Source organism: Streptomyces sp. NPDC059895 (assembly GCF_042731035.1).
GTDB lineage: Bacteria > Actinomycetota > Actinomycetes > Streptomycetales > Streptomycetaceae > Streptomyces.
In genome coordinates, this window is sequence record NZ_JBHWKO010000015.1 from 31,548 (window position 1) to 58,401 (window position 26,854).

Consider the following 26,854-nt stretch of genomic DNA (forward strand, 5'->3'; position numbering starts at 1 on the left):
TCATGGGGTGTGGTCAGCCCAGTGGGGGCCAGGTGAGGACCGCTTCGTTCTGACCGGTGAGCTTGGACAGCGGTGCGAACCGGAAGTAGAGGTCGCGCGCCAGGGCGGGAAAGAGGCCCTCCAGCTGCTCAGTCTCGCTCAGCGCACGGGCCGCGGCGACCAGCCCCTCCGTCCGCGGCCTGCGCTCGTCCTCGTAGCCGCGCAGCGCCGCGACCGGGTCCGCTGTCGCGCGCAGGTGCTGGGCGAGGACGACGGCGTCCTCGATGGCCAGCGCCGCCCCCTGGCCCAGACTCACGAGCATCGGGTGGGCCGCGTCGCCGAGCAGGGTCGTGCGTCCGGTGCCCCACCGCTGGAGGAACGGGCGGTCCTGGGCGGTGATGCGGACGATCGATTCCTCGGGGGTGGTGCGGATCGCCTCCTGCACCTCGTCGGCCCAGCCCGCGAAGAGGCCCGCGAGCCCTTCCTTGCCGCGCCGCAGGTGTCCGGAGGCGCCCGGGGGCACGTTCTTCGTCGCCCACCAGTAGGCGCGACCACGGCCGATGTCGGCGAGGCCGAAACGCTGTCCACGCCCCCAGTAGTGCGCTGCGTAGCCCTTGCTCATCCGCGGGTGCGTGAAGGGCACCGTGGCCAGCCAGCACGCGTAGTTGCCGGGCCGCGGCTCGTCGGCGCCCGCCACCTGCCTGCGAATCGCCGAGTTGAAGCCGTCCGCCCCGATCAGGAAGTCGCCCGAGGCGGTCCTGCCGTCCTCGAAGGTGACCTCGACCCCGTCCTCGCCGCTGACGAACTCCGCCGCCGCGGCATCGAGTTCGACGACGCTCTCGTCCCCGAGGGCGTCCAGCAGCGTCTGCTGGAGATCGGCCCGGTGGACGGCGTAGTTCGACGCCCCCAGCCGGTCCGAGACCTCCCGGAACGGAAGCGCCCTGATCGGACGGCCCCGCCGAGTGAGGAACTTGAGCTCGTCGAACACCGCACCACGCTTGTCCAGGCCCGGGGCGATGTCGATGTCGATGCTGCGCAGTGCCAGGACCGCGTTGCACATCAGCGACACCGCCGTGGTACCCGGCCGCAGCTCGGGAGCCCGCTCGAAGACCTGTACCTCGACGCCCACACGGCGCAGCGCCGCGGCGGCGGCGAGGCCGCCGATGCCCGCTCCGACGACGAGGGCCTTGCGCGGGGGGGACTCCGTCATTTCCCACTCCTCTCCGACAGTCGTCGGCCCGGTCGGCCGGCCACCGCCTGTGCCACCTTCTCGGCAACGACGTTCACGTGCGGTTCCTCCAGGAGCACCAGGTGGTCACCGGGGACGTCGACCACCTGGAGCCGGCCCGTGGTCAGGTCGCCCCAGCCGTTGGTGGGGTCCTCATGCAGGCTCTGTGCTGCTCCGTGCATCGGCTGGAGGATCTCCGGCAGCTCCGAGGTCGCGCGCAGCAGCACCACGTCCTCGTCGCCCGGTTCGGGCTGGTAGGTGAGGATCGCCCGCCAGTGCGCCTTGAACATCTGGAACAGGCGCCGCACGGTGGTGCGCGAGCTGCCTGCGGGCAGGACGCCTGCCTGCGTGGCGTGTCCGACGATGAAGTCGAACTTCGCCTCCTCCTCCAGACCGTCCGGCAGCGAGACCACCGGTGCGGTGCCACCGCGCTCCATCCACAGCAGCTCCCAGAAGAACCACTCCAGCAGCGAGTGGTCGGCGATGTCGGGCCGCTCCCCCCGCTTGACAGCGATCGGGTCGATCAGCACGGTGCCGTGCAGGGCGCCCGGGTCACTGCGGCGCAGCCGGCGCGCCATCTCGAAGGCGATGAAGCCGCCGAAGGACCATCCTCCGATCACGTACGGCCCTTCGGGACACGCGCGCCGCACGGCCTCCAGGTAGCCCGCCGCCATCTCCGGGATCGAGCTGAGCGGCTCCGTGCCCGGCACGGTCCCCCACGCCTGAAGCGCGTAGACCGGCTGGTCCTGCGGTAGGTGACGGGCGAGGCGTACGTAGCACAGCACATGGCCGCCCAGCGGATGGACCAGGATCAGCGGCGGCTTGTCCCCCTCGGTGCGGATCGGTACGACCGGGTCGAACCGGGCCGCCGCGCCGCTGCCCCGCAGGCGTTGGGCCAGCCCGGCGACGGTCGGGGCGGCGACGAACGCCGAGAGCGGAACGCTGACGCCGTAGCGCTTCTCGATCGTCATCACCAGCCGCATCGCGGTCAGTGAGGTGCCCCCGATGTCGAAGAAGTTGTCCCGCACGCCCACCGCGGGCAGTTCCAGCAGTTCCGCCAGGATGCCCACCAGCGCCTTCTCGTGCTCGTCGGCGGGTTCGGTGGCGTCCGACGACGGCGCGGCCAGCGGCATGCGGCTCAGCAGCGCGTCGTCCCGCTTGCCGCTGGGCGTCAGGGGCAGGCTCGCCAGCCACTCCAGGTGCGAGGGCATCATGTGGTCCGGCAGCACCGCCCGCAACCGGCTGCGCACCTCATCCAGGTCCACGGCCTCGGCGTCGCCGACGAGGAACGCCGCGAGGAACGCGTCGCCGCCCTCCCGGCGCCGCGACACCACCGCCGCCTCGCGGATACCGGACGCGGACTGCTCCTCGGCGAGCTTGGCGATGGCCAGTTCGACCTCGGCCGGCTCGACCCGGAAGCCACGCACCTTCACCTGGGAGTCGGCGCGGCCCAGCCATGCGAGGTTGCCGTCGGGCATGACCCTGGCGAGGTCGCCCGTGCGGTAGAGGCGGGCACCCGTCTCACCGGACGGGTGCGGTACGAAGCGCTGCTCGGTCAGGTCGGGACGGTTGCGGTAGCCGTGGGCCAGGCACACCCCGCCGACGTAGATCTCTCCCTTGGCGCCCGCCGGGACCGGCCGCATGAGGCCGTCGAGCAGGTGCAGCTCGATGCCGTCCACGGGGACGCCGACGGGCGGCAGGTCGGGGAAGCGGGCCGGGTCGCCGGTCATGGTGTGGTGGGTCAGCAGGTGGGTCTCGGTCGGCCCGTACTGGTTCTCCAGTACGGTGTCCGGCCGCGCGGCACAGAACTGGCGGATCTCGTCGGTGATCCTCAGCTGCTCACCGGAGGAGATGATCACCCGCAGGGCACGCGGGCGGACGCCCAGCGCCTGGGACGTCTCCGCGAGCTGCTGGAGCGCCACGTAGGGCATGAAGACGCGCTCCACCTCCTCGCGGTCCAGGAGCCTCAGCAGGGCCGGCATGTCCCGCCGCTCGTCCTCGGCGAGCAGTTGCAGGGTGCCGCCGCCGCACAGTGTGGAGTAGATCTCCTGGAACGCCACATCGAAGCTCAGGGGGGCGAACTGGAGGGTCTTGCCGCCCGCCGCGCCGCTGGCGGAGGGCACCTGCCAGCGCATGTAGTTGGCGAGCACCCGGTGCGGGAGTTCGACGCCCTTGGGCTCGCCGCTGGACCCGGAGGTGAACAGCAGGTAGGCGACGGTCTCGCCGGTGATCTCCGGCAGTTCCGCGGCGCCACCCGGGTCCGGTTCGGCCTCGAGCAGCCCGTCCACGTTCAGCAGCCGGGAGGAGTCGTCGAAGAGCAGTGCGTGCGTCTCGTTGGTGACGATCCACAGCGGATCGGCCTGGGCGGTCATCACCGCGAGCCGGGCCCGCGGGTAGCTGACGTCGAGCGGAACGCAGGTGGCTCCGGCCTTCCCCACGCCCAGGACGGTCGCCAGGGTCTCGGGCGAACGGTCCATGGCGATGCCGATGGTGGAACCGGTGCGCACCCCGGCGCCGACGAGGCCGTGGGCTATCCGGTTCGCGGCCGCGTCGAGCTGGGCGTACGTCCAGCTGCGCGCACCGCAGCTGACGGCCACCGCGTCGGGCGTACGGGCGACGTGCTCGCCGATCAGCCGGATGACGTCCGCGGGCGCCTCCCCCGCGAGCTGCGCGGCGGGTACGCGCCCGCCGCCCAGGAAGGCGAAGTCCACGTTCCCTTCGGGTTGCCCGGTGATCCGCCGGAGGATGGCGACGTACGTCTGTCCGATGCTCTCGACCTGGGAGCGCGAGAAGGTGCGTCCGTCGCAGTCCATACGCAGCCACAGGCGCTCGTCCACCGGGTCGACCACGGCGTTGACCAGGAGCTTGAAGTTCGTTTCCTCCCAGGTCCTGAACTCGGTCAGCTCCATGCCGGTGCCCTCGAAGAGCGACGTGAGCACGTGCGGGTCGACGTAGTTGAAGGCCGTGTCGAAGACGACGTCCCCGCCACGGGCCTCCTGGATGGCGCTGAGCGGGTAGCGCCGGTGGGGATGGCTCTCCCGCTCCTGTGCGTACACCGCGCGTGCCGCGTCCAGCCAGGAACGCGGCTGGGCGTCCAGGCGCAGCGGCAGCGTCTCCAGGAACAGCCCGGTGATCCGTTCGGCGTCGGCCTGCTCCGGCCGTCCGCCGGTGACCAGGCCGGTGGTGATGTCCTCCACGTCGGAGAACAGCCGCAGCGTCAGGCAGTGCGCTGCGAGCAGCAGGGACTTGACCGGCAGGTCGTGGGTGCGCGCCAGGCGGCCCACCCGGTCGGCCAGGCCGTCCGGCAGCTCCACCTGGTGCACGATGAGACCCGTGTCGCCCGCGGGCTCGTAGGGCCGCAGGCCGTCGAGCTGGGCCGGTTCGGCGCCGTCGAGCAGCCGCTGCCAGTACTGCTTGCTCTCCTCCGAGGCGAGGGCCCGGCGCTCCTCGCGTACGTACAGGGCCGGCGAGGGCAGCTCCTGCGACGGGACGGCGGCGACGGGCTGTCCGGCGTGGTGGAGGAAGTCCTGGAGCAGTTCGCGCACCAGCGTGGCCACGCTCCAGCCGTCGAGGATCGCGTGGTGGAAGCTGAACACCAGCTCCAGGCGGTCGCGCAGGACGTGCATGCGGAACAGGTACAGCGGCGGCCGGTCCAGACGGTACTCGTGGTAGCGCCGTTCCTGGACGTGCCGGTCCACCTCGTCCTGCGCCTCCTGCTCGCCGAGGCTGGGCAGGTCCACGATCTGCAGTCCGCCGTCGGCCTGCCGGTGCACCAGCTGGAGCGGCTCGGAGTAGCCGCCGAGGTCGAAGGCGGAGCGCAGCACCGGATGGCGCCGTACCAGGCCGTCGAAGGCGCGGCGCAGCGCCTGCTCGTCCCACGGCGACTTCAGCGAGTAGCGGAAGACGTCGTGGTAGACGGACGACCTCTCGTGCTCCCGGCTGTGGTAGAGCAGGCCCAGGTGCAGCCGGGTGGCCGGGTAGGCGTCCGCCAGGCCGGTCAGCCGCGCCCGGTCGACGCTCGGGACCAGGGCGAACGGAGCGAGCGGTGCGTCCTCTTCCTCCCGCGGCGCGGTCGTCGCGGCCGCCGCGAGCGCGGCGACGGTAGGGTTGCGAACCATGTCTGCCAGGGTGAAGTGGACCCCTGCACGCCGTGCCTCCGCCTGGATGCGGAGCATCTGGATCGAGTCCCCGCCCAGGGAGTAGTAGTCCTGGTCGACGCCGACCGCGTCGGTTCCCAGTACGGCCGCCCAGGCCGCCGCGAGCTTCGCCTCGGTCTCGTTGGACGGCGTCTGCGCGCCGGTGTCCGTCTCCACCCTGGGTGCGGGCAGCCGCCGCCGGTCGGCCTTGCCGTTCGTGGTCAGCGGTATCCGGTCGATCCGCACGAAGTACGCCGGGATCATGAACTCCGGCAGGGAGTCCAGGAGTCGGGACCGGAGGCGGGCCGCCCCCACCTCCTCGTCCGCCACGTAGTAGCCCACCAGGTGCACGCCACGGCCCGGCGCGGTCCGGTCCACCACGAGGGCGTCCCGCACGCCCGGGCAGGCCGCCAGGCGGTTGCCCACCTCGCCCAGCTCCACGCGGTTGCCGCGGATCTTGACCTGATCGTCCAGTCGCCCCAGGTACTCCAGGGTGCCGTCCGCCAGCCACCGCGCCCTGTCGCCGGTCCGGTACATGCGCCCGCCAGGCGTGAACGGGTCTGCCACGAACGCCGCGGCGTCCAGCTCGGGGCGGTCCAGATAGCCGCGCGCCACGCCCACGCCCGCGATGCACAGCTCACCGGCGACGCCGGCGGGCTGGAGGTGCCCGTGCGCGCCGACCACGTACAACCGGATGTTGTCGATCGGCCGCCCGATCGGCACCCGGCGCACCTCCCCGTCCGTTCCGCCGGGGCAGTCGTAGTACGTGACGTCGACCGTGGCCTCGGTGGGGCCGTAGAGGTTGACCAGCCGGGGAGCCGTGGCACCGGCAGCCGCGAACACCCGGTTGAAACGGTTCACATGAGCCGGTGTCAGCGCCTCACCGCTGCAGAACACCTGGCGCAGGGATGCCGCGTCCGCCGCTCGGGCCGGGTCCTCCTCGACCAGGTCGAGGAAGGGACCGAGCATCGACGGCACGAAGTGGACCACGCTCACCCGGTGTGCTCGTACGGTGCGGAGGATGGCTTCGGGGTCGCGCTCCCCCCGGGGCGGCAACAGCGCCAGGCCAGCCCCGGTGAGCGCCCACCAGAACAGCTCCCACACCGACACGTCGAAGGTCGCCGGCGTCTTCTGCAGCAGGACGTCCCCCTCGCCGACCGGGTAGCGGCGCTGCATCCACTCCAGCCGGTTCACCACGGAGCGGTGTTCGATCTGCACGCCCTTGGGCCGCCCGGTGGATCCGGAGGTGTAGATGACGTACGCGAGGTCCTGCGGTCCGCCCAGCGGGACGGGTGCGGCGGGCACGGTGGACGCCGCGGCCTCCAGGCGCCGTACGGGCACGGCGTCGCCCACCAGGGCGGTGGGCACGGTGCCGCCCAGCAGCACCGCTGCCACCTGGCTATCCGCCAGGACGAACCGGACCCGCTCCTCGGGGTGGCCCGGGTCGACAGGGACGTAGGCCGCACCTGCCTTGAGGACGCCCAGGACCGCTGCGACGAGGTGTGGGCCGCGCTCGGCCACCACGGCGACCCGGTCGCCCGTCTGCACGCCGTCCTCACGCAGCTGGTGCGCGATGTGGTTGGCCCAGCCGTCGAGGCGGGCGAAGGTCAGCGACTGTGCGGGGTCGTCGGTGACGACGGCCACCCGGTCGGGCGTCCGTGCCGCCTGCCGCTCGAAGAGCGCGTGGACAGTGGCGTCCTCGGTGAACGCGTGCACCGGGCCGGTGCCCGTCGCGATCAGGGCGGCCCGCTCCGCCTCGCCGATCATGGGGATCTGCGACAGCGGCAGGTCCGCCCCCGCGAGCGCTCCCTTGAGGATCGCCTCGATGTGGGTGGCCACCGACTCCACGGGGAAGTCCGCGTCGAACACGTCCAGGGCGTAGTCCATGTCGACCAGGACGTCACCGATGTCGTCCAGTTCGTTGACGACCACGGCCAGCACGTCGTCGTCGTGGGCACGCGCCTGCACGACGGTCTCGTACTCCACGCCCTGGACGGCCAGCGGACCGGGCCAGCGCAGATAGGCGATGGTGGTGTCGAACAGCCGCTTGGGGCCGCTCTCCTGGAGCGGTACGCAGCGCAGCAGGTCGCCCAGGGAGAAGCGCTCGTGGGGCTTGAGCTCCCGGGTCGATGCCTGCACCTCGGCGACGAGCTCGCTCATCGTACGGTCCTCGCCGGCTGTCACCCGCAGCGGCAGGGTGTTCGCGAAGTGGCCTACGGTCTGCTTCTGCGCAGTGGTGGGCCGGTTCAGCAGCGGTACGCCCAGGACGACTTCGTCGCTGCCGTGCACCCGCGACAGGTAGACGGCGAAGGCGCCCGCGACGAACGCGAAGACCGAATGGCCGCGTTCACGGATGCTCTCGATGACACCGCGTTCGATCATGAAGCTGTGGCGGGCACTGCTGCGGGAGCCGGCCGGGGCCGAGCGGCGGAAGAGGGCCGGGGAGACACCCCGCAACTGCGCCTGGAAATGGGCCCGGTCATCCGTGTAGTCGTCCGAGGCACGGTAGCGGCGCTCGTCCTCTGTGAATTCCAGGTACGACGGCACGGACGGCTCTTCGAACCGCCCGGTCCTCCGTGCCTGGTCGTATTCGGCACGGACTTGGGACATGAAGAGGTGCAGGCCCCAGGCGTCCGCGACGATGTGGTGCACCTTGACGTAGGAATGAAAGACTCCCTCGCCCTCCTTGAGAACCGCGAGCGTAAACAGCCGGCTGCGTTCCACCTCGAAAGGCACGTCGAACGCGTCCTTGATCCACGCCTCGCAGGAATCCCGCGGCGATGGGGCGTCGGAAAGGTCGATCGTCGGGATGCCGTAAGCCTCATCCTCGACCCACTGGCGCGGAGTTCCCTCCTCCGGGTCGATCCGGATCCGGAATGCGTCGTTGCGGTCGACCGCACGGCGCAGGCACGCCTTGAGGAGGTCGACGTCCACGTCACCGGTGAACCGGTCGGTGATGAAGCAGTTGAACTGCGGGAGATCTGGAAAGAGAGAGTTCGCAGCCCAAATGTCCTGCTGGTAGGCCGTGAGGGAGTAACGCTCCCGTCGATTCACGATCGCTCCATTTTCCTCGGCTCTTGCCTTCATTTCCTGAGCTGTTCGACTGTCTTCTCCAATGCCCTACGCTCGCCGTGGCCGACGCCGTACACCCGTATCAGCCGCCGTTCTCCGCGGCGATGGTGCTGCCGTGGTACCAGGGGTTTCCCGCAGCCTCGGATATGAGGTTGCGCGACTTCGTCTCCCGCGCCCTGCCCAGATCGAGAGTGAGGTACTGGACGAACTCCAGAGCGGTGAAGTACTGCCGGATGAAAGTCGACTGGTCGAGTTCGATCTCGGTGACGGTGACCTTTGCGTTCTGCGGGATCGGTGCAGTCAGCAACGACACCAGATTCTTCCGCTTGGCCCGGGTGTATTCGTCCTCTTCCGGGTCAGAGAAGACGAGGATGCTGTGCCTGCGCTCAGGGTCGGTGAGCGTGGCCACCTCGCTGTGGCAGAACTCGTGGAAATAGTTGCGCGTCGCCGGCACCATGGCGATTTCGTTGAAGTGCATCTTGGCCAACTTCAGCAGGCTCTCGTGCCACTTGGGTGAACCGAGCATGATGACGTTGGCGTTCTCGCTGCGCGCGGCGGCGTCCGCTGCCAGGGCACGCAACTCGGGGGTGAAGTCGGTCCGCAGGTCCTCGGCCAGGGAACGGACCTCGGGCCCGTAGTCCTTGTCCAGCAGGCCGAGCTGCAGGAACATGTCAACCAGGATCGAGAAGTACTGACCCACGTGGAACAGCGGGTACTCGCGGTCCGGCTTGCTCAGCGTCCAGCGCGCGATGGACACGCCGTGCTCCTCGCCCAGCTCGCCGAGCCGGCCGCCCGAGGTGAGCAGCAGTACCCGGTCGTGCATGGGGCGCAGCGCGTGGAAGGCACGGACCGGCTCGTTGGAGTAGCCGCTGTACGAACTCAGGATGATGAGCGTGCGCTCGTCCTCGATCACCGCGCGCGGAACAAGGTACTCGAAGTCGTAGTCGTTGAAGACATACACTTCGAGGTCGCTGCGGATCGAGTTGAAGAACACTTTTATCACGTCCGACACGATGGCCGAGCAGCCCATTCCGCTGAAGACGATACGAGTGAAGTGACCGTCCTTCAGCCTCCTCAGGAGGCCGGAAGAGATGCCGGATATGTCATACTCGTCGAACTTGGTGAACCCTGTGCGGTACTCCTGCTCCAGGAACTGCTGGTAGCGCTCAAGGCGTGATCTCATGAGCATTCCCCTTCCTAGGAAATCAATGAAATTAATGGAGTGCTGGCGATTCCAGCAGGAGCGAACGTGCGCCCCGGTTGCGCACCGAGTGCTTCACCACATGAACTGACCGCCGTCCACAATCAGTTTCTGCCCCGTGATGTACGCGGCCCCCTCGCCCACCAGGAATTCCAGCGCGTCCGCCATCTCGTCGGTGGCACCTATCCGGCGCTGCGGTATCTCACTCAGCAACGCATCCATGTACTCCGGCTCGGCCAAGCGGTAGCGCGTACGCATCTCTTCCGTGTCGATCATCCCCGGAATGAGGCAGTTCACGCGAATACTCGGAGCGAGTTCCATGGCCAGGCACTTGGTGAGATGAAGCATCCCGGCTTTGCTCGAACAGTAGTTGGCGCCGTTCATCCGGGGCCGAATCGCTGTGGTCGCACCGATGTTGACGATGGAACCGCCGCCGGCCTCCAGCATGACCGGGGCGAAGGCCCGCGTCATATAGAACGGGCCGGACAGATTGGTGTCCAGTACCCGGCGCCAGTCGGAGTCGGAAATCTCAAGCACCGGACGGTCGATATTGAGACCGGCATTGTTCACCAGGACCTGCGGGACTCCGTGCTCGGTCCGTACGAGTTCCGCGAGTTCGGCGACTTCGTCGGGGTCGGACACATTCGACCGTACGACAGACAGCCCCTTCTCCACCTCTTGCAGAGCAAGATTCGCCGACTCTTCGTCACTACGGTACGTGGCGACCACCCGGAATCCCATCCGGGTCAGACGGCGACTGAAAGCGAGACCAATTCCCTTGGTTCCGCCGGTAACGATGGCAAGCCTGTCAGGCGAATTCACTCAAGCTTCCTTTCTTGGATGCGGCGCCGAGGACACGAACAGGGCACGCCGCCCCGCCCCGACACCAAGGAGGCGGGGCGGGGCGGGTGGGGTGACGACAGGGGTGACGGTGATCCGGTCCGGATCAGGTGTCGGCAGCGCGGGGCGGCGCCCAGCGCCGTCGCGCGGCCGCGCGCGGAGCCGCACGGATGCGTGCAGCTCGCACACACGCGTGCTGCCTGGAGGGATGGGACGGGCCTGTACGTTGGCGCACGGCGCCCGGGTGGGGGATACGGGAACGCATGGGTGCACGGACATGAGGACCCGAAGGGTGCGTCACACGGGCGCAGGGCCCCGTCGAAGTGATCCGGCCGCGCCCTGACGGGCGGACCGCCCCGTGTCAGACGGTCGGAGTCGCCCGCCTGACGGATCGGCAGGGCGGCATGGAACGGACCGGACTCACCGGGCGATCGGCTTGCGGGCACGCAGGATGACGTCGAAGCGGCCCGGGTACTGGCGGTCCATCGGCTCGAAGCCGGCTTCGGTGTACCACTGCTCGAATTCCCGCGCCGTGTAGATACGGCCCTCGGGTGACGCGATCGTCTGGACGTACCCCGCCATGAACGCGGCGTGCGCGGGCCCGGTCTCGTCGTCGTCCTGGGCACACGCGACGATCACCATGTGACCGCCCGGCTCCAGCGCGCGGTACGTCTTCGCGAAGAGGTCGCGGACCTGATCGGGCGACCAGATCTCAAGGAAACGGGAGTAGACGACGCAGTCGTGGGACGAGGGGAACTCGTCCTTCCAGATGTCGGTCCCGACCGCGTTGATGCGCTCGGAGAGGCCCGCCTCGGCGATGCGGGCGGCGGCCATCTCCGCCACGTTGGGCAGTTCGAGGATGGTTGCCTGAAGATGCGGCCAGCGCTGCGCGAAACCGATGGAGTTGGTCCCGGTGCCTCCGCCGACGTCCAGCACCTTCTTGTACGACGAGAAGTCCACGGCGTTGACGAGGTCCTCGACCACCGAGCGACTCTGGTGCTCCATCATGGCCGTGAAGACCTGCTCCAGGTTCTTGTCCTCTCCCAGGAGCTCGTAGAGCGTGGTCGCCGGGGAATCGGCGAGCAGTTCGCGATGCAGCCCCTCGTTCTCGTTGTTCACCAGCGACTCGTGGAGCCAGCCCATCGGCTGGTACAGCATCTCGTGGGTGTAGCGGACGATCACCGGCATGAACGCGTCCTGATCGCCAGCCAGCAGGTCGGTGGCCGCCGTGTTGTGGTAGCCGTCGCCCTCCTTGCGTACGAGGCCGAACGCGCAGCACCCGAGGAGCAGCACGTGTCCGGCACGTTCCTGCAGCCCGAGCTCGGCGGTGATCTCGTCAAGACTGCGGCCCGGACGGTTCTTGAGCAGGGTGAAGAGTTCAAGACGCATAGCGGCGTGCATGAACGGGAACCTGAAGCTGGTGTACACCAGCTTCCACAGCTCGTCCAAGGCCGTCTCCGACGATTCCTTCACAGTTTGTCCTCCACGTTTCTTGCAGATCGCGAGCAAGCGCTTTCGGCCATGGAGTAGCCAAGTTCCGCAACGTCCAGTTTTCTCCGGTTGACACTCAATGCGGAAATAGACATACGGCGTGCCGCAACCGCTCACCCGCCCGTCAGCCCGCCCGCGGCGGGCGTATCACCACCGCACCGGCAGCTCCCGCACCCCCCGGATCAGCATCCCCGGGAGCCACTCCCCCGGCTCCCCGTCCGCCGTCAGGTCCGGGCAGCGCTCCAGTAGCGTGCGCAGCGCCACCTCGCCCTCGAGGCGGGCGAGGGGGGCGCCCAGGCAGAAGTGGATCCCGTGTCCGAAGGAGAGATGGCCCCGGGCCTCGCGCCGTCGTACGTCGAAGCGTTCCGGATCGGGGAAGCGCGCCGGGTCGCGGTCCGCGCCGGCCATGGCGATCAGCACGATGGCACCGCGCGGCACCCGTACGCCGCCGATCTCGGTCTCCTCCAGAGCGATGCGCGGCGTGGTGGTCTCCACCGGCCCGTCGTAGCGCAGCGTCTCCTCCACCACCCCCGCCGCCAGTCCCGCCGGATCGGCCCGTACGGCCGCCATCTGCTCGGGGTGCGCGAAGAGCGCGCGCACCGCGTTGCCGATCGTGTTGACCGTCGTCTCGTGCCCGGCAACGAGCAGCAGGAAGGCCAACGAGACCAGCTCGTCCTCGGTGAGCCGGTCGCCGCCCTCGTCGACCGTGTGGACGAGGGCGCTGAGCAGGTCCTCCCCGGGGCTCTCGCGCTTGGCGGCGATGAGCCCCGTGAGATACGGCATGACCTGCTCATACGCCTCCTTCTCCGCCTCGGGGCTGGTGGGCGCGAGGGTCTCGTTGGACCAGGCGTGGAAGGCGGCGCGGTCCAGGCCGGGGACGCCGAGCAGTTCGGAGATGACGATCATGGGGAGCGGGGAGGCGAACGCGTCGATGAGGTCGGCGCGGCGCGCTCCGTCCGCCGTCATGCGGTCCAGCAGCTCGTCGGTGATCTCCTGGATGCGGCCCCGCATCCCCTCGACCCGCCGAGCCGTGAACTCCTGCGCCACCAGCTTCCGCAGCCGGGTGTGGTGGGGCGGGTCGCTCATCAGCATGTTGGCGTTGCCGAGCATGTTCAGGGCGTACGGCGGGCTCCAGCCGGTCTGCCGCCACTCGCGCTGCCAGTCCCGGCTGAGCTGCGGGGCGGTGAAGGCCTCGCGCGCGGCCTCGTACCCGACCACGAGCCACACCCTGCCCCTGTCGGGTGTGACTACCTGGTGCACCGGACCGCGCTCGCGCAGCCGCGCGTAGGCGACGTACGGGTCGGCGGTGAAGTCGGGGCTGAGCGAGGCGAGCACCTCGATCCCGCCGGGGCTGTCGGGCCGGTCGGTTAAGTCGGGTATCGCGGGATCGGCGGCGGCTTTCTCGGTCTCGGTCACGACGGAATACCCTTCCCTCAAGCCCGGGTTACCGGCCCCCGCCGACCACCCAGAGCACGGCCGCTCACTTGACAACGCCGAAGCGGGCGTGATGCTTCGCCTCGCCACGGCCGTTCACATAGATGGTTTCTCTGGCCGCAGATACAACACCAAACCCGGTGATCACACAAGGTGTTCAAGGTTCTCACATCCGCACCAGTGGCGTGAATCATGCGCTGCGCAACCGCTGAATCCCTGGCCAACGCGGCGTAATGGTCAGGACTCTGCCGAACGCAGTTCGCCCAGCGGCTTGAAGTCGTCTGATGGAAACTCTGACGTCCGGCACCCCTACTCAACTCGAACATCGCGACGGGATGGCTGGCGGTTCGTAGGAACTTCTGAAATTGCGTCGCCGACCCACGGGAAAGCAAAGCTGCCGCCAGTTTCCGGAACACTCACGAATTTCGGACATGCCAATGAGCCCGGCGAGATACTTCTTCGCTTGCGCCGGGCTCACGGTGTTCGGAATGGTGCACAGCGCTCAAGCGCCCGGCCCCGGTCTATGGGGCCGGCGCCGGCAGCGCAGAAGGAACGGGAGGAGTCAGCGGACCCCTGCGACCGAACGCGGGGTCACCACCTGGTCGACGATCCCGAACGCCAGTGCCTGCTCCGCCGTGAGCACGCGGTCGCGCTCGATGTCCTCGTGGACCTTGGCGACATCACGGCCGGTGTGGCGGGCGAGGAACCCCTCGACAAGCTCTCGCTGGCGCTGCACCTCGCGGCCATGGATCACCAGGTCGGAGACCTGGCCCTGGCTGCCGGGGCTGTGCGGCTGACTGAGGACGACCCGGGCCCCTGGTAGCGCCAGGCGCTTGCCGGACGTACCCGCAGCCAGGACCACGGCGGCCACCGAGTTGGCCTGCCCCAGGCAGACCGTCTGGATGTCGGGCTGCACGAACTGCATCGTGTCGTACACCGCGGTGAGCGACGTGAGGTCGCCACCGGGCGAGTTGATGTACATGGAGATGTCCCGCTGCGGATCCAGGGACTCAAGGCACAGCAACTGGGCCATGATGTCGTTCGCCACAACGTCGTCGAGCTCGTGGCCGAGGAAGATCACACGCTCCTCGAAGAGCTTCGCGTAAGGATCGTACTCCCTGGTGCCCTGCGCGGTGCGCTCGACGAAGCGCGGCGTCACGTAGCGGCTTTCAGGGCGCAGACGGCCGGATCCGGACGGACCCGCCGCTGGGGTGGACATGGACGTGCTCACTGGACTTGGCCCTTCTGGGGGATGGCCGAGCGTGCCGGTCAGGAAGGCGGCTAGGCGATCGATCCGAGGGTGGGGTGATTGTCGCCCGACGACAGGACCTCGTCGATCAGGCCGTACTCCTTGGCCTCTTGGGCGGTGAACCAGCGGTCCCGGTCGGAGTCACGCGTGATCGTCTCGGCGTCCTGGCCGGAGTGGTGGCCGATGAGCTCGGCCATCTCCTGCTTGGTGCGGATCAGTTGGTCCATGTAGACCTTGATGTCGGAGGCCGAGCCCCCGAGGCCCGCCGAGGGCTGGTGCATCAGGATCTTGGTGTGCGGCAGCGCGAAACGCTTGCCCTTCGTACCGGCGGTGAGGAGGAACTGCCCCATGGAGGCACAGAATCCCATCGCAATGGTCACGACATCGTTCTTGATGTACTGCATCGTGTCGTATACAGCCATGCCTGCGGTGACCGAGCCACCGGGCGAGTGGATGTACAGGTAGATGTCACGGGTCGGATCCGAGGCGAGCATCAGCATCTGCGCGGTAATGCGGTTGGCGATTTCGTCGTCGACTTCCTTGCCCAGAAAGATGATCCGGTCGTCGAGAAGGCGGTTGTAGACCGCATCCACGCCAATGGCGTCACCGTTGGCGCGGGCATAGGGCATCGTCTGCTGTGCTTCGAGAGGTAACTGCCGATTGCTCATCTGTTTCACTCCTTTGTTCGCGCGCGGCACCTTTGACGGGGCTAGGACTCCGTCCGTCAATCCGGTGCCCACCAGGCGTAGAGGCAGGTGCGCTCGCCCCACCTCACGCACTGTGAAGCTAACACGTGCTTCAGCCTGCACGGTTGGGAAAAGGCGAGCGCTTCGCTGAGAGCAGAGAACGCGCACCGCACCCAAGTGGCTTGAAATTAGGGGGGATACATCTCCCCTCTCCCGGTCGAAAGAAGGCCCGGGCCGCGAGCCCGCCCACTCATTCATGGGCACATAGGGGAATAATCGGCGCCTGGATCAAGCCAGAACGAAACGCCGGCCCGGAAAGGCCGGACGGTCCGGACGCGATCACCCGCCCACGAACAACGCACTGCCCGTTCCCCGATGGCGACTTCGTGATCACGAGACCCACGCAAGAGGAATGCCGACCCCGGTGTTTCACTGCCCCCTCTTTTCTGACTCTGCGTCAACACCGGTACGCGAGCGACGTCAGCCGTCCGGTCGACCCACAGGCGGCAATCCGCCAAGGAAGACTGCACGTCAGACGTATACCGAGCCCTCACCTTCGGTGGCAGCAGCCGTCCGGAACAGGCTCCGTGGTCATTACAGTCTGTTCGCATGACGACGGTTACGACGCGCACGGTCACTTATCCGGCCGACGGCCTGACCATGGTCAGCCACCTCGCGCTCCCGGCCGGCAGCGGCCGTCGGCCCGCGGTCCTGATCGGCCCCGAGGGACCGGGGCTGAACGACTTCCAGCGGCGCCGCGCCGACGCCCTGGCCGAACTCGGCTATGTGGCACTGGCCTTCGACATCAACGGCGGACGCTGGTTCACCGACCCCGAGGAGATGCTGGCGCGCGTCACCCCTCTGCTCTGCGCCCCACGGAGGATGCGGGACATCGGCCACGCGGCCCTCGGTATCCTGCGCGCCGAACCGCGCACCGACCCCGACCGAATCGCCGCCATCGGTTACGGCACCGGGGGTGCGATCGCGCTGGAACTCGGCCGCGACGGCGTCGACCTGCGGGCGATCGGCACAGTCAACGCACTCACCACCGGCCGACCGGGCGAGGCGGCACGCATCCGGTGCCCGGTGTGGGCCGGGGTCGGATCGGAGGACCCGATCATGCCTCCGGCACAGCGCGAGGCGTTCGCCACCGAGATACAGGACGCGGGTGTCGACTGGCGTCTCGTGCTCTACGGCGGCGCCGTGCACGCCTTCCACCACCCCCCCGTCGACCAGCCGGTGGTCCCCGGCGTCGCCCACCACCCGCGGCACGCACAGCGCGCTTGGCGCGACGTCGTCGACCTGCTCACCGAGTGCTTGCCCTTGGCGGAATGACGCACAGGGGGCCTTCCCTCGGCGGGAAGCCCTTGTGGGCTCTGTCAATCAGACGGCGCGACTGAGGTGGGTGTCGGGACGCTGATCGGCAAATCGATATCGGGACGGCAGGCGGTAGCATCCGGGCCGCTTGCGGAACGAATGTCGGTGGAACGGGTCAGTCAGGCTGCTGTCGGGGTGAGGGCCACTTGGTGGCCGAGGGCCTGGAGCCGGCGGAGACGAGTGAGGCTGACCTTCTGGAGTCGACACCCTGCTGATGGATCTCGCTCGTCCAGGGAGGGATGCCCAGGTGGGACGCAAGTCTCCGTATCCGGAGAAGTTCCGGAAAGATGCCGTCGCGCTGTACCGCGCGTCCGCCGGTAAGTGCACGGGAGACGCTGCGCACATGGGTCCGCAAGGACGCCGGCCGGTCCGCGCCCGAACCGCCGTGCGGCTCCGTGCCCAGTTGGGCCGAGGAGCTGGCCCGTCTGCGGGCCGAGAACCAGACGGCTACTGAAGGCAGAGGAGAGCGAACTGGCGCTGGGACGTCAGGGGGTCGAAGCGTGCCTGGCCGGCGAAGATCCGCTCGACTCCGTTGAGGCACGTGAGGGCGGCGTACGGGCGGCCGTCGCGGGCGCTCCAGGCGATCTGCGCATGATCCGCAGCGAGATCGTATGCGCTGTGACCGGTGAGGCGGACCGTCGCGATACGCAGGTCGGCGTGGGAGCCGGGGTGGTCGTGGAAACTGCCGAGGGGATTGATCTCGACGCCCGGTCCTGCCACGTACCAGGTGAATGCCTCGGCATGCACGAGGAGCGGAGCCGCGTAACCTTCCGGCGGTACGGCTTCCGCAACGGCCTCGAACTCGACCGCGCCGCCGTGAACGCCGGCCTCACCACCGACTACGGAACAGAGCCGCTCGTGTGACAGACGCGAAGCGCACGGCCGGAAGCGGGGCCATCCTCGTTTGAAAAGGTTCAATTTCCCGACCCTCCCGAACAGAAGCCTCCGCACCACACCGCGACAACAAATACGTCTGCCGCATGGGTTGACCCGGCCGAAAAGCGTACCTACTGTCTCGGACATCCCGCAGAGCATCTCTGCGGGAAGGCTCGGTTCACTATTGAATCGATTCAATCAGCGTCGGCAATGGGGCCGATGACAGGAAAGGCGTGACTGCGTTGATAGGTAGACGTCTGCCGTCCGGGCGCCGCACTGGGATACCGCTGTCGGCGGCCCTGGCCATGCTGGGCGCCCTATGTGTAGGAATCACGGTCCCGAGCAGTGCTGCGGGCACGCACGGTGCCGCAAGGGAAGCCGGTTCCGCCGGCCTGGGGGCACGGCTGACCGCCGCCAACTTCAGCGACCCTGGTTCGGCGGACCGCCCCTGGGTCCGCTGGACCCTGGCTCCCGGCGCGTCCACCGGCGAACTACAGGGTGAGCTCAAGGAGATGGCGACGGCCGGGATCGCCGGCGCCGAGATCGGTCAGGGTTCCTTTCCCGCCATCGACCAGCTCGCCGCGCTGTACCGGACCGCCAACTCCCTCGGCATCACGCTCAGTCTGTCGCACGGTCCGGTCGACGCTCCGGACGGCTTCTCCATCGACGATGACCAGGCGCGCAAGCAACTCGCCTACGGTGTTTCGGTCGTCGGCGGTGGCAAGGCGTTCTCGGGTGCGCTGCCGAAGCCGGACACCACCAACCGCACCACACTCGTCTCCGTCCTCGCCTTCCGGTGCGCCGGTACCTGCTCCACGAGCGGCCAGAACACCCTCGACAAGGACTCCGTCGTGGATCTCACCGGCCGAGTGAAGGGCACGAACACCAAGGGCGTCCAGGGCGGCACCACCACCGGCACCCTCGACTGGTCCGCCCCGGCCGGCGCCGACTGGCAGCTCCTGGCCTTCTGGAGCGTGGGCGTGCAGGCGCAGCCCGACCTGCTGACGAAGGCCGGCACGAACCTGCTGACCGGGAACATGGACAAGCATTTCGCACCCGTCAGGCAGCTGATGCGGACGAACGGCGGCGACTTCCTCTACGACTCCCACAGCGCGGACCGCGGCAGTCCCACGGACACCTGGAGCAACTCCATGGCGTCCGACTTCAAGCGTGCCACCGGCTACTCCCTCACCGACTACCTGCCTCTGCTGGTGAACCTGCCCAGCTCGGGATTCGGCGGGGCGACACCCGCCTTCCAGTTCGACAGCAAGACGTCCGCGAAGTTCCGCAACGACTTCTACCAGGTGCGCACCGACCTGTGGCTCGACAACCACGTCACGCCCCTGAAGAAGTGGGCGAAGAGCACCTACAACTACGCCGTACGACTGCAGCCCTACGGCGACAACGGCGCGGCGGTCGACTCCATCCAGGCCGCGGCGAACCTGGACCGGCCGGAGACCGAGACCCTCTGGTTCGGCGACGAGGTCGACAACTACCTCCCCGAAGCCTCCGCCAACCACATGACCGGGAACAAGTGGTACTCCATCGAGGGGTCGGCGGCGCTGAACCAGGCGTATGCGCAGACCCTGCAGGACCAGGTCATCCGGATGAACAAGGCGTTCGCCGGCGGCGTGACCAAGCTCGTCTACCACACCTACCCTTCCGACACGGGAAGCTCGTCGGTGTGGCCGGGCTACTCGCTGTTCCCGTCCAGCTTCTCCGGCTCCTGGGGGCCCCGTAACCCCAACTGGGCGGCAGACGCCAAGGCGTACAACGACTACTTCGCCCGCAACCAGCTCGTCCTCACCCAGGGCGAGGCGAAGACCGACGTCGCCGTCTACATGCAGAACTACGTGTACCCGCAGCCCTACACGCAGAACGACCTGCAGTACTGGTCCGACCCGGCCCTCGCGGAGCACGGCTACACCCGCGACTACGTCAACCCGACCCTGCTCAACCTGCCCAACGCCACCGTCAAGAACAAGCGTCTCGCCACGGACGGCCCGGCCTACAAGGCTCTCGTCCTGGACAGCGAGCAACTGCCCACCTCCGCGCCCTCGCGCACCAGCATCCCGGTGGCCACCGCCAAGAAGATCCTCTCCTACGCCGAGGCCGGTCTTCCGGTGATCGTGGTGGGCACGGCTCCCGGCACCGTTCCCGGCCTGGACGCCAAGGGCGACAACGATCTCCAGCCCGTGATCGCCTCCCTGCTCAAGCAGAAGTCGGTACACGTCGTGACGTCCGAAGCCGCGGTACCGGGCCTGCTCCAGCGGCTGGGCATCCGACCGTCCGCGGAGCCGGCCACCCCCGGTCCGATCGTCTCCGTCCACCGCTCCGACGCCGACACCGACTTCTACTGGCTGTACAACCAGGGCTCGGTCACCCAGGACGACGAGCCCGCCACCCTCTTCGACCCCAACACCTCGGCCAAGCCGGTCGACACCGACGTCACCCTGCAGGGCCGTGGCGTCCCGTACCTGCTCAACACCTGGACCGGTGCCGTCACTCCGATCGCCCAGTACACGACCAAGGGCGAGAGCGTCACCGTGCACGTGTCATTGTCCGGGGACGACAGCCAGGTCATCGCCCTCACCCGCGATCCGAGCCGCTTCACCGGCACCCGTTCCCACACCGGCGAGGCCCCGCACGTGGTGTCCACCACCGCCGACGCGGCCACGGTCCTGGCCGACGGAAGCCTCGCCGTGGAAGCCGCGGAGGCGGGCACCTACACCACGCGTCTGAGCAACGGACGCACCGTCAGGACCACCGTCGCCTCCCCCGGTTCCGCGAGCGACCTCACCACCCGTTCCTGGAGCCTGGACGTCCAGGACTGGCAACCCGCCGCGGCCTACGGCACCACCGGCACGGCAGGAACGAAGACCAGCAAGGAGACCGTCCACGTCGACATCGACCAACTCCGGCCCTGGACCGACATCCCGGAGCTGAAGGACACCTCCGGGACCGGCACCTACACCACGACCGTCACTCTGCCCGCCACCTGGAAGAAGGGCACCGGGGCCCGGCTCGACCTGGGCCAGGTCACCGACTCGTACGCCCTCACGGTCAACGGCACCAAGGTCACCGCCGTCAACCAGCTCAACGCGACCGCAGACATCGGCGCCTACCTGCACGCCGGCAGGAACACCCTCACCGTCCGCGTCTCGACCACCCTCATCAACCGACTGCGCACCCTCTCCAGCGCACTGTCCACCCGCACCGCGCAGGCCAACGGCCTCGTCGGACCCGTCACCCTGACTCCCTACGGCATCACCAGGGTCAACTGATCACCACACGGCTGGGGGTGCACACCATCGGTGTGCACCCCCAGCGCCTTGCACGGGAGGGCTTCGGACCGCTCACAGCGCGCAACTACGACGAATACCTGCTGAAGACCTGCCTCCAGCGCTCCGCCACGAAGTACCTGACGGCGCTGTCGGAGGCCGACCGCACGGCCTAGCTGGCCAAGAACACCTTCATCACCTGGTCCGGCGGCGAAGTGACCTTCAACACGCAGGTCAAGGCTGCCCTGCGCCTCCCTTGAGTGACCTTTCTGACACCCAGAGCGTCGAGTGAGCGTCACGAACAGCCAGGACAGCCCGTGAGTCCGGCAGGTCCAGCGACCTCGGCGCCTACAACCCACCACATCGACCGTCAGGGTCCGCGCCAAGCGGTCAAGGGCGGCCCGGACCGCCGCGGCGGCGCGCGCTACCCCTCGGGCAGGAGCGGAACCGCCCACGCACGGCGTTCAGCCCACGCACGGCGTTCAGCCCACGCCGCAACCCAGGTCGGCACCCCAGTATCCACCTGACGTCCCATCAGAACGAGCGTCAAGACACCTCGGAGAGCGTCAATTGAGCGTCAAGACATCGCCCGTAACGCCCATGTCGCACATCATGCACATCGACTAAAAGAGCAGGTCAGCGGCCTTTTTCGGCCGGTTCAAGGATCGCGACACACTCCACATGATGCGTCATCGGAAAGATGTCACGTTGCGCCAACGTGGGAGAACATGCAGGTCAGACCGGGTTTTGCGGTCCCGCCAGGGGGCTGTTGGTCGCCCAGAGCGTCAAATGAGCGTCACAGCCGCAGAGCGCTGAGGCCGTACTCCGGGCTGCTGGGAGGCTATGCACCAGCTGCCACGGCTGCCAAGCCTGGGCCTTTGTCTTGGCCGTCCGCTCAACCCGTCTAGCCTCTCCACAAACCCGGCAGGGCTCTGAGTGGGTGTTCTGTGAGCTTTCGCCGCGCTCAGTCCGGGGGCTGGACGGGCTGCGGTAGCTGGAAGAGACCGGGCTCGGGTTCGGTGAGGATGCCTCGGTTGACCAGGCGTTTCAGTTTGGCGCGGATGCCTTCGACGTGACGGGGTTCGATGCCGGTATCCAGGGCGAGACAGACATCCTTCGGGTGCAGTCCGTCCGTAGTGCTTTCGAAAAGGGCGAGGATCTGGCGGTAGGCCGAAGGCAGCGGAGCGAGACCGCCGGGAAGGTCCGGGACGATTTCCAGGATGGTCTCCCTGGTGATCTTCAGTCGCTCCAGAGCCTGTTCGGCGGCCGCGAGTTGGGCGGTGAGCTCGGCGATCTGGCTGCGGAGCCGCTCGGCGAGATCACGGCCGGCGGCCTCGCGGATCTCGATCTGCGTCAGGAACTCCTGCATGCTCACTCCCACGCGTTCATGCCGGTCCGGGCAGGCGGGCCGGTGGCGGGCCGCGCCAGGTGGGAGTGGTCCTGGCGGTGAGCCGGTGGGTCATGACGTCGGTCATCGACCAGCGGATCCAGGACGCCGAACTGGCCGGCAGGGTCTCGTAATCGCGGGCAAGGCGCCGATGCAGCATGAGGGTGCCGAAGGTCTGCTCGACGATCCACCGCTTCGGTGCCGGGGCGAATCCCTTGGTCTGCGGATCACGCGACACCACCTCGACGTCGATGCCCAGTGACCGGCCGTGCTCGATGACGGCGTTCTTGAACCCGGCATCGACCCAGCTCTTGACCACGCCGGGGTTGTCGGCGGCCACCTGGTCCAGCAGCGTGATCCCGATGGCGTTGTCGTGCACGCTCGCGGCGACCACGATCACGGCAATGAGCAGACCGAGCATGTCGGTGGCGATGCCCCGCTTGCGGCCCCGGCTCTTCTTGCCCGGATCCAGTCCGGTCGTCTTCTTCGGGGCGTTGACCGAGACGTGCACGGTCTGGGAGTCCATCACGACCGCGGACGGGTCCTCGTGCCGGCCCTTGGACTCGCGGACCTGCCAGCGCAGCAGGTCATGAATGGTCTGGTCAGTGCCGTCGTCGCGCCAGAGCCCGAAGTAGTAGTAGACCGCGGTGTAGGGCGGGAAGTCGTGCGGCAGATAGCGCCACTGGCAGCCGACCCGGGCCTGGTACAGGATCGCGTTGACGATCTCCCGCATCTCGTACCGGCCCTCATGGCCGCTGACCGAGCGGTGCTGTCCCTTCCAGGCCGTGATGACCGGCCGGATCAACTCCCATGCCTCATCCGACAGATCGCTCGGGTACGGCTGCCGCTCAGCCACGTCTCCAGCACACCGCAGAAGCGGTCAACCGCAACCCCTCAAACCGGACAACCGGTCACGACGACTCGCAGAACACCCACTTAGACTCCGGCCCTTCCCCCGCCGGAGTGAACATGCGTTCACTCCGGCGGGGGAAGGGCCTACACCGCGATTCCGGGGCTACAGCGCCGGTGACTGCACTTCGTCAGGGGTCTCCTTGGTCTCGTCGGCGAGCCGCCGTAGTGCCCGGTTCGTCAGGGCGTACGCGATGAGCAGGACGTACAGGCCGCCGAAGACAGCCAGCGTGGTGCGCAGGCCCAGTTGTTCCGTGAGCCAGCCGTTGAGGAAGATGCCGATCGGTGCGGCCGCGAAAGCCATGGCCATGACGGCGCCCCAGATGCGGCCCAACATCCGCTCCGGCGTGGCACGTTCGACGACTCCGGTGACGAGCGGGTTGATCGGCCCGCTGGCGAGTCCGATCGCGAAGGTCACCAGGAGCATCGGCCACAAGCCCGGTTCCAGCACCATCACGAGGCGGGCGACGCAGATCAACGCGAAGCAGCCCACGAAGGTCGCCCAGCGGTTGCGCAGAAGTCGGCGGCTGGCTGGGGCATATCCGAAGGAACCCACCACGGCGCCGATTCCGTTGGCGGCGAGCAGCCAGCCGACCAGGTCGGCGTTGCCCAGCACTTCCCGGCTGTAGAAAGGCAGCAGCACCGGCGTGAGCGCGTCGTCGAGGAAGTTGGTGCACACCACCACGCTGATGATCGCGGCGAGGACAGGGGTCCGCAGGATGTACCGCGCGCCCTCGCTCACCTCCCGCACCAGTCCGGGCCGTTCGCCCTGGTCCTGGTCCTGGCCCTGCTCCGCGGCGGCGGGGCGCGTTCGGGGCACCGCGATCGCGATGAACAGGCCGGACAGCAGGAAGGTCAGGGCGTCGAAGTAGAGGACCGCGGCAGGGCCGGTGATGCTCGCGAGCACACCGGCCGCCGGTGGGCCGACCACGAACGCGACCCGTTGCGCCGAGTGGAACAGCGAATTGGCCGTCTCCGAACGGACCTGGGCCAGTGCGGTCACGCGGGGAAGCAGGGACAGTCGCGCCGCGGCGCCCGGCGCGTCGGCCAGCGTCCGGAGGAAGAGCAGTGTCATCAGGGCGGGCAGCGCGAGCCCGACTGTGCTGTGCAGCAGCGGTACCGCGGCCATGAAGACGCCGGCCAGCACATCGGCCCACACACTGGTGCGCCGCGCCCCCACCCGGTCGGCGATCACTCCGCCCGCGAGCCCGGCGATGATCATCGGCAGTGCCCCGGCGAAGCCCGCCGCCCCCGCCTCTGCGGCGCTGCCGGATATGTCGAGGACGTAGAGCGGAACAGCGACGAGTGTCATCGTGTTTCCGATCCAGGACAAGTAGTTCGCCGCAACCAAAGCGATCAGGGGCCGCTTGGTGGGGGTGTCCGTCGTGGTCATCGGGGGCCTTCCGTGTTGCGCTCGCGGGTCAGGTTCGCGAGCATCGTGTTTACTTCCGCGAGGCTCATGCCGACCGTCGCCGCTCCGCCCTTGTCCGGCCCTCGCACGAGCCGCTCGAAGTGGGCGGCCGTTTCCTTCGCCACGGAGCGCACCGCGTCCTCGTCGACGGCCCGGGGATCGTACTTCCAGGTGAACACCCCCTGCTCACCGTCGTGTTCGAAGACGACGGCGACCAGGTGATAGCGATCGGCCTCCTCATTGCCCGCGGGGCCGAGCTGGTCGGTTACGGCGAACAGGGTGGTGTCGTCCCGGCCCGTGTCGGTGTTCAGGAGTGCGCCGACGTAGTTGAAGGACAGTTCGGCGCGCGGCAGGTCCGCCATGGTCGCGCGGATGTCCGGGTCTTCGGACCAGCGGGCGGCGAGATAACCGACGCCCGCGTCGGGGACGGCGTCCAGCAGGCGAGCGGCCTGCTCGGTCGGGTCGTCGCCCGGGGTGGTTGAGGGCATGCGCAGCGGGTGGGCACAGGCGTGGAATCCGACCGCGCGCAGCGGGTCCCAGTCCCGCGCCGTCGGCAGGTCGCGTCCCGGGCTGATGAGGTCGAGGACCACGTCGCCGCCGTCGAACCAGGGCCGTGTTCCGAGCCCGAGCGCCGTCAGGGCCTGGACGGACCAGTCCGCCGCCGTGTCGGTCGCGGGCAGGTCGACTGTGACGCCGTGTGTCGTCTCCCCGCCGAGCAGATTGGGGCCATCGGTGCGGCTTCCCAGGGACGGGCGGTCCTTCATCCCGTAACGCCCACACCGCACATAATGCGCACACACAAAACCGCAGGTCAGGAGCCCTTCGAGACCGGTTCAAGGATCGCGACGCACTCCACATGATGGGTCATCGGAAACAGATCGAACGCCCGCAACGTCCGCACCCGGTACCCCCCGTCCCGGAAGTACCCCAGGTCCCGTGCCAGGGCCGCCGGGTCGCACGCCACGTACGCGATCCGCCGTGCCCCGAGCGAGGTCAGGTGGTCCACCGTCGCCCGTCCGGCGCCCGCGCGGGGCGGGTCCAGGACGATGAGGTCGACCTCGGTGATCCCGGTCCGCGGCAGGACGCTTTCGACCTTGCCCTGCTCGATCCGGACCCGGTCGAAGTCGGCGAGGTTGTGGCGGGCGTCCTCGACGGCGCGCTTGCCGGACTCGATGCCGAGCACCGCGCCCTTCTCGCCGATCCGGTCGGCGAGCGCGCCCGCGAACAGGCCCACGCCGCAGTACAGGTCGAGGGCCGTGTCGCCCTTGCGCGGCAGCAGGCCCTGCATGACGGCGGTCACCAGGGTGTCCGCGGCCTTCGGGTGGACCTGCCAGAAGCCGCCGCTGCCGACCCGGTGGGTACGGCCGTCGGCGCGCTCGCGGACGAAGGGGCGGCCGTGGACGCGGTGGACGCCGCCGTCCTTCTCACCGACCCGCATCACCGACACCGGCCGGTCCAGCTCCACGATCGGCAGGCGTGCGCCCGGCCGCGGGGTGAGGATCACCTGACGGTCCTGCGAGCCCGTCGCCGCGATCGCCTCGATCGAGGCCATGCCGCTCCAGTCGCGTTTCTCCACGCCCAGCTCGCTGACGCCCTCCGCGGCGATCATGCAGTGGTCGATCGGCTCGACCTCGTGCGAGCGGTGCCGGCGCAGCCCCGCCCGGCCGGTGTCGGCGTCCACCGCGTACTGCACGCGCGTGCGCCACTGCGGTACCTGGCCCGCCGGCAGCTTGTCGCCCTCCGCCGGCATCACCGTGCCGTCCCAGCCGGCCTCCTCGGGCGTGAGGCCCGCGAGCCGGTGCAGCTGCTCGGCGATCACCTCGCCCTTCATCCGCCGCTGGGCGCCCGGCTTGGCGTGCTGCCAGTCGCAGCCGCCGCAGCGGCCGGGGCCGGAGAAGGGGCAGGGGGCCTCGACCCGGTCCTTGGAGGCCTCCAGGATCTCCACCGCGTCGGCGCGCAGGAAGCGGGCACCCTGCTCGCCCTCGGTCACCCGGGCCACGACCCGCTCGCCGGGCAGCGTGTGCCGGACGAACAGGACCTGCCCCGAGTCGGTACGGGCGACACAGTGGCCGCCGTGGGCGACCGGGCCGATCTCGACCTCGTACTCCTCGCCCACCAGCGAGCCCTCCAACGAGCCCGCCTGCGAGTTCTTCGGTTCTGCCTGCATGGCGGGGTGACTCCACAACGTCGAACGAGGAACGGCCGGACAACAGCCCACCAGTCTACGTGGCTGTCGTCCGGCCGTTCACCACGAGCCAGGTCGGCTGGTACCAGCCGGCCGGTCCGTACGAGCCGGT

At 68.7% G+C, this 26,854-nt stretch carries 18 protein-coding genes; 4 read left to right on the forward strand and 14 right to left on the reverse strand.

Features of this window, described 5'->3' with window-relative positions:
• Window positions 1–13 precede the first annotated feature (13 nt).
• From ACFV9M_RS19155 to ACFV9M_RS19190, 8 genes are all read right to left on the reverse strand, one after another.
• Entirely contained in the window at window positions 14–1,189 is a 1,176-nt protein-coding gene (locus ACFV9M_RS19155; RefSeq protein ID WP_385070651.1) for an FAD-dependent monooxygenase, read from the reverse strand.
• Entirely contained in the window at window positions 1,186–8,397 is a 7,212-nt protein-coding gene (locus ACFV9M_RS19160; protein WP_385070649.1) for an amino acid adenylation domain-containing protein, read from the reverse strand. Before ACFV9M_RS19160 ends, ACFV9M_RS19155 begins: the two co-directional genes overlap by 4 nt.
• A gap of 100 nt (window positions 8,398–8,497) precedes the next feature.
• Window positions 8,498–9,598, reverse strand: a complete 1,101-nt coding sequence (locus ACFV9M_RS19165; RefSeq protein ID WP_385070646.1) for an SIS domain-containing protein — start codon at window positions 9,596–9,598, stop codon at window positions 8,498–8,500.
• Between the two features lie 93 nt (window positions 9,599–9,691).
• A complete protein-coding gene (locus ACFV9M_RS19170; RefSeq protein WP_385070643.1) occupies window positions 9,692–10,438 on the reverse strand; it encodes an SDR family NAD(P)-dependent oxidoreductase in 747 nt (248 codons plus the stop codon).
• A gap of 438 nt (window positions 10,439–10,876) precedes the next feature.
• The gene (locus tag ACFV9M_RS19175; RefSeq protein ID WP_385070640.1) at window positions 10,877–11,929 is read right to left on the reverse strand and encodes a methyltransferase; all 1,053 of its coding nucleotides are present in this window, start codon (window positions 11,927–11,929) and stop codon (window positions 10,877–10,879) included.
• A 165-nt stretch (window positions 11,930–12,094) separates the two neighbouring features.
• Window positions 12,095–13,288, reverse strand: a complete 1,194-nt coding sequence (locus ACFV9M_RS19180) for a cytochrome P450 (protein ID WP_385070717.1) — start codon at window positions 13,286–13,288, stop codon at window positions 12,095–12,097.
• 655 nt (window positions 13,289–13,943) lie between these two features.
• Window positions 13,944–14,600 carry an ATP-dependent Clp protease proteolytic subunit gene (locus ACFV9M_RS19185; protein WP_385070637.1) on the reverse strand — a complete coding sequence of 219 codons (657 nt, stop codon included), beginning with the start codon at window positions 14,598–14,600 and terminating at the stop codon, window positions 13,944–13,946.
• A 62-nt stretch (window positions 14,601–14,662) separates the two neighbouring features.
• The gene (locus tag ACFV9M_RS19190) at window positions 14,663–15,259 is read right to left on the reverse strand and encodes an ATP-dependent Clp protease proteolytic subunit (RefSeq protein ID WP_385070715.1); all 597 of its coding nucleotides are present in this window, start codon (window positions 15,257–15,259) and stop codon (window positions 14,663–14,665) included.
• A 666-nt stretch (window positions 15,260–15,925) separates the two neighbouring features.
• Here ACFV9M_RS19190 and ACFV9M_RS19195 point away from each other — a divergent pair.
• Complete coding sequence (locus ACFV9M_RS19195) at window positions 15,926–16,651, forward strand: dienelactone hydrolase family protein (protein ID WP_385070634.1); 726 nt, start codon at window positions 15,926–15,928, stop codon at window positions 16,649–16,651.
• A gap of 489 nt (window positions 16,652–17,140) precedes the next feature.
• On the opposite strand, the gene ACFV9M_RS19200 is transcribed toward ACFV9M_RS19195, so the two are convergent.
• The gene (locus tag ACFV9M_RS19200; RefSeq protein WP_385070631.1) at window positions 17,141–17,440 is read right to left on the reverse strand and encodes a hypothetical protein; all 300 of its coding nucleotides are present in this window, start codon (window positions 17,438–17,440) and stop codon (window positions 17,141–17,143) included.
• Between ACFV9M_RS19200 and ACFV9M_RS19205 the strand changes: the two genes are divergently transcribed.
• The 3 genes from ACFV9M_RS19205 to ACFV9M_RS19215 all read left to right on the forward strand — a co-directional run bounded on the left by ACFV9M_RS19205 (window position 17,435) and on the right by ACFV9M_RS19215 (window position 21,026).
• Entirely contained in the window at window positions 17,435–17,557 is a 123-nt protein-coding gene (locus tag ACFV9M_RS19205; protein ID WP_385070628.1) for a hypothetical protein, read from the forward strand. The two genes, ACFV9M_RS19200 and ACFV9M_RS19205, sit on opposite strands and share 6 nt — an antisense overlap.
• Before the next feature lie 245 nt (window positions 17,558–17,802).
• Window positions 17,803–20,853: a glycosyl hydrolase gene (locus tag ACFV9M_RS19210; protein WP_385070625.1), complete on the forward strand. Its 3,051-nt coding sequence runs from the start codon at window positions 17,803–17,805 to the stop codon at window positions 20,851–20,853.
• Between the two features lie 17 nt (window positions 20,854–20,870).
• Window positions 20,871–21,026, forward strand: coding sequence for a hypothetical protein (locus ACFV9M_RS19215; RefSeq protein WP_385070622.1), 156 nt, complete (start codon window positions 20,871–20,873; stop codon window positions 21,024–21,026).
• Between the two features lie 788 nt (window positions 21,027–21,814).
• On the opposite strand, the gene ACFV9M_RS19220 is transcribed toward ACFV9M_RS19215, so the two are convergent.
• The 5 genes from ACFV9M_RS19220 to ACFV9M_RS19240 form a co-directional block, all read right to left on the reverse strand.
• Window positions 21,815–22,219: a hypothetical protein gene (locus ACFV9M_RS19220; RefSeq protein ID WP_385070619.1), complete on the reverse strand. Its 405-nt coding sequence runs from the start codon at window positions 22,217–22,219 to the stop codon at window positions 21,815–21,817.
• Window positions 22,220–22,235: 16 nt separating this feature from the next.
• On the reverse strand, window positions 22,236–23,093 hold the full coding sequence (locus ACFV9M_RS19225) for an IS5 family transposase (protein WP_385070616.1): 858 nt from the start codon (window positions 23,091–23,093) through the stop codon (window positions 22,236–22,238).
• A 159-nt stretch (window positions 23,094–23,252) separates the two neighbouring features.
• Complete coding sequence (locus ACFV9M_RS19230; RefSeq protein WP_385070613.1) at window positions 23,253–24,539, reverse strand: MFS transporter; 1,287 nt, start codon at window positions 24,537–24,539, stop codon at window positions 23,253–23,255.
• Entirely contained in the window at window positions 24,536–25,321 is a 786-nt protein-coding gene (locus ACFV9M_RS19235) for a hypothetical protein (protein ID WP_385070611.1), read from the reverse strand. The genes ACFV9M_RS19230 and ACFV9M_RS19235 overlap by 4 nt, the downstream gene beginning before the upstream one ends.
• A 47-nt stretch (window positions 25,322–25,368) precedes the next feature.
• On the reverse strand, window positions 25,369–26,724 hold the full coding sequence (locus ACFV9M_RS19240) for a class I SAM-dependent RNA methyltransferase (RefSeq protein ID WP_385070608.1): 1,356 nt from the start codon (window positions 26,722–26,724) through the stop codon (window positions 25,369–25,371).
• Window positions 26,725–26,854: the final 130 nt, after the last annotated feature.

What these genes read in the sequence shown, in the direction of transcription:
- ACFV9M_RS19240 (WP_385070608.1), bottom strand. Translation starts at nt 26,724, where the DNA reads ATGCAGGCAGAACCGAAGAACTCGCAGGCGGGCTCGTTGGAGGGCTCG.
- ACFV9M_RS19230 (WP_385070613.1), bottom strand. Translation starts at nt 24,539, where the DNA reads ATGACCACGACGGACACCCCCACCAAGCGGCCCCTGATCGCTTTGGTT.
- ACFV9M_RS19205 (WP_385070628.1), top strand. Translation starts at nt 17,435, where the DNA reads ATGCACGAGGAGCGGAGCCGCGTAACCTTCCGGCGGTACGGCTTCCGC.
- ACFV9M_RS19190 (WP_385070715.1), bottom strand. Translation starts at nt 15,259, where the DNA reads ATGCCCTATGCCCGCGCCAACGGTGACGCCATTGGCGTGGATGCGGTC.
- ACFV9M_RS19195 (WP_385070634.1), top strand. Translation starts at nt 15,926, where the DNA reads ATGACGACGGTTACGACGCGCACGGTCACTTATCCGGCCGACGGCCTG.
- ACFV9M_RS19165 (WP_385070646.1), bottom strand. Translation starts at nt 9,598, where the DNA reads ATGAGATCACGCCTTGAGCGCTACCAGCAGTTCCTGGAGCAGGAGTAC.
- ACFV9M_RS19220 (WP_385070619.1), bottom strand. Translation starts at nt 22,219, where the DNA reads ATGCAGGAGTTCCTGACGCAGATCGAGATCCGCGAGGCCGCCGGCCGT.
- ACFV9M_RS19235 (WP_385070611.1), bottom strand. Translation starts at nt 25,321, where the DNA reads ATGAAGGACCGCCCGTCCCTGGGAAGCCGCACCGATGGCCCCAATCTG.
- ACFV9M_RS19155 (WP_385070651.1), bottom strand. Translation starts at nt 1,189, where the DNA reads ATGACGGAGTCCCCCCCGCGCAAGGCCCTCGTCGTCGGAGCGGGCATC.
- ACFV9M_RS19185 (WP_385070637.1), bottom strand. Translation starts at nt 14,600, where the DNA reads ATGTCCACCCCAGCGGCGGGTCCGTCCGGATCCGGCCGTCTGCGCCCT.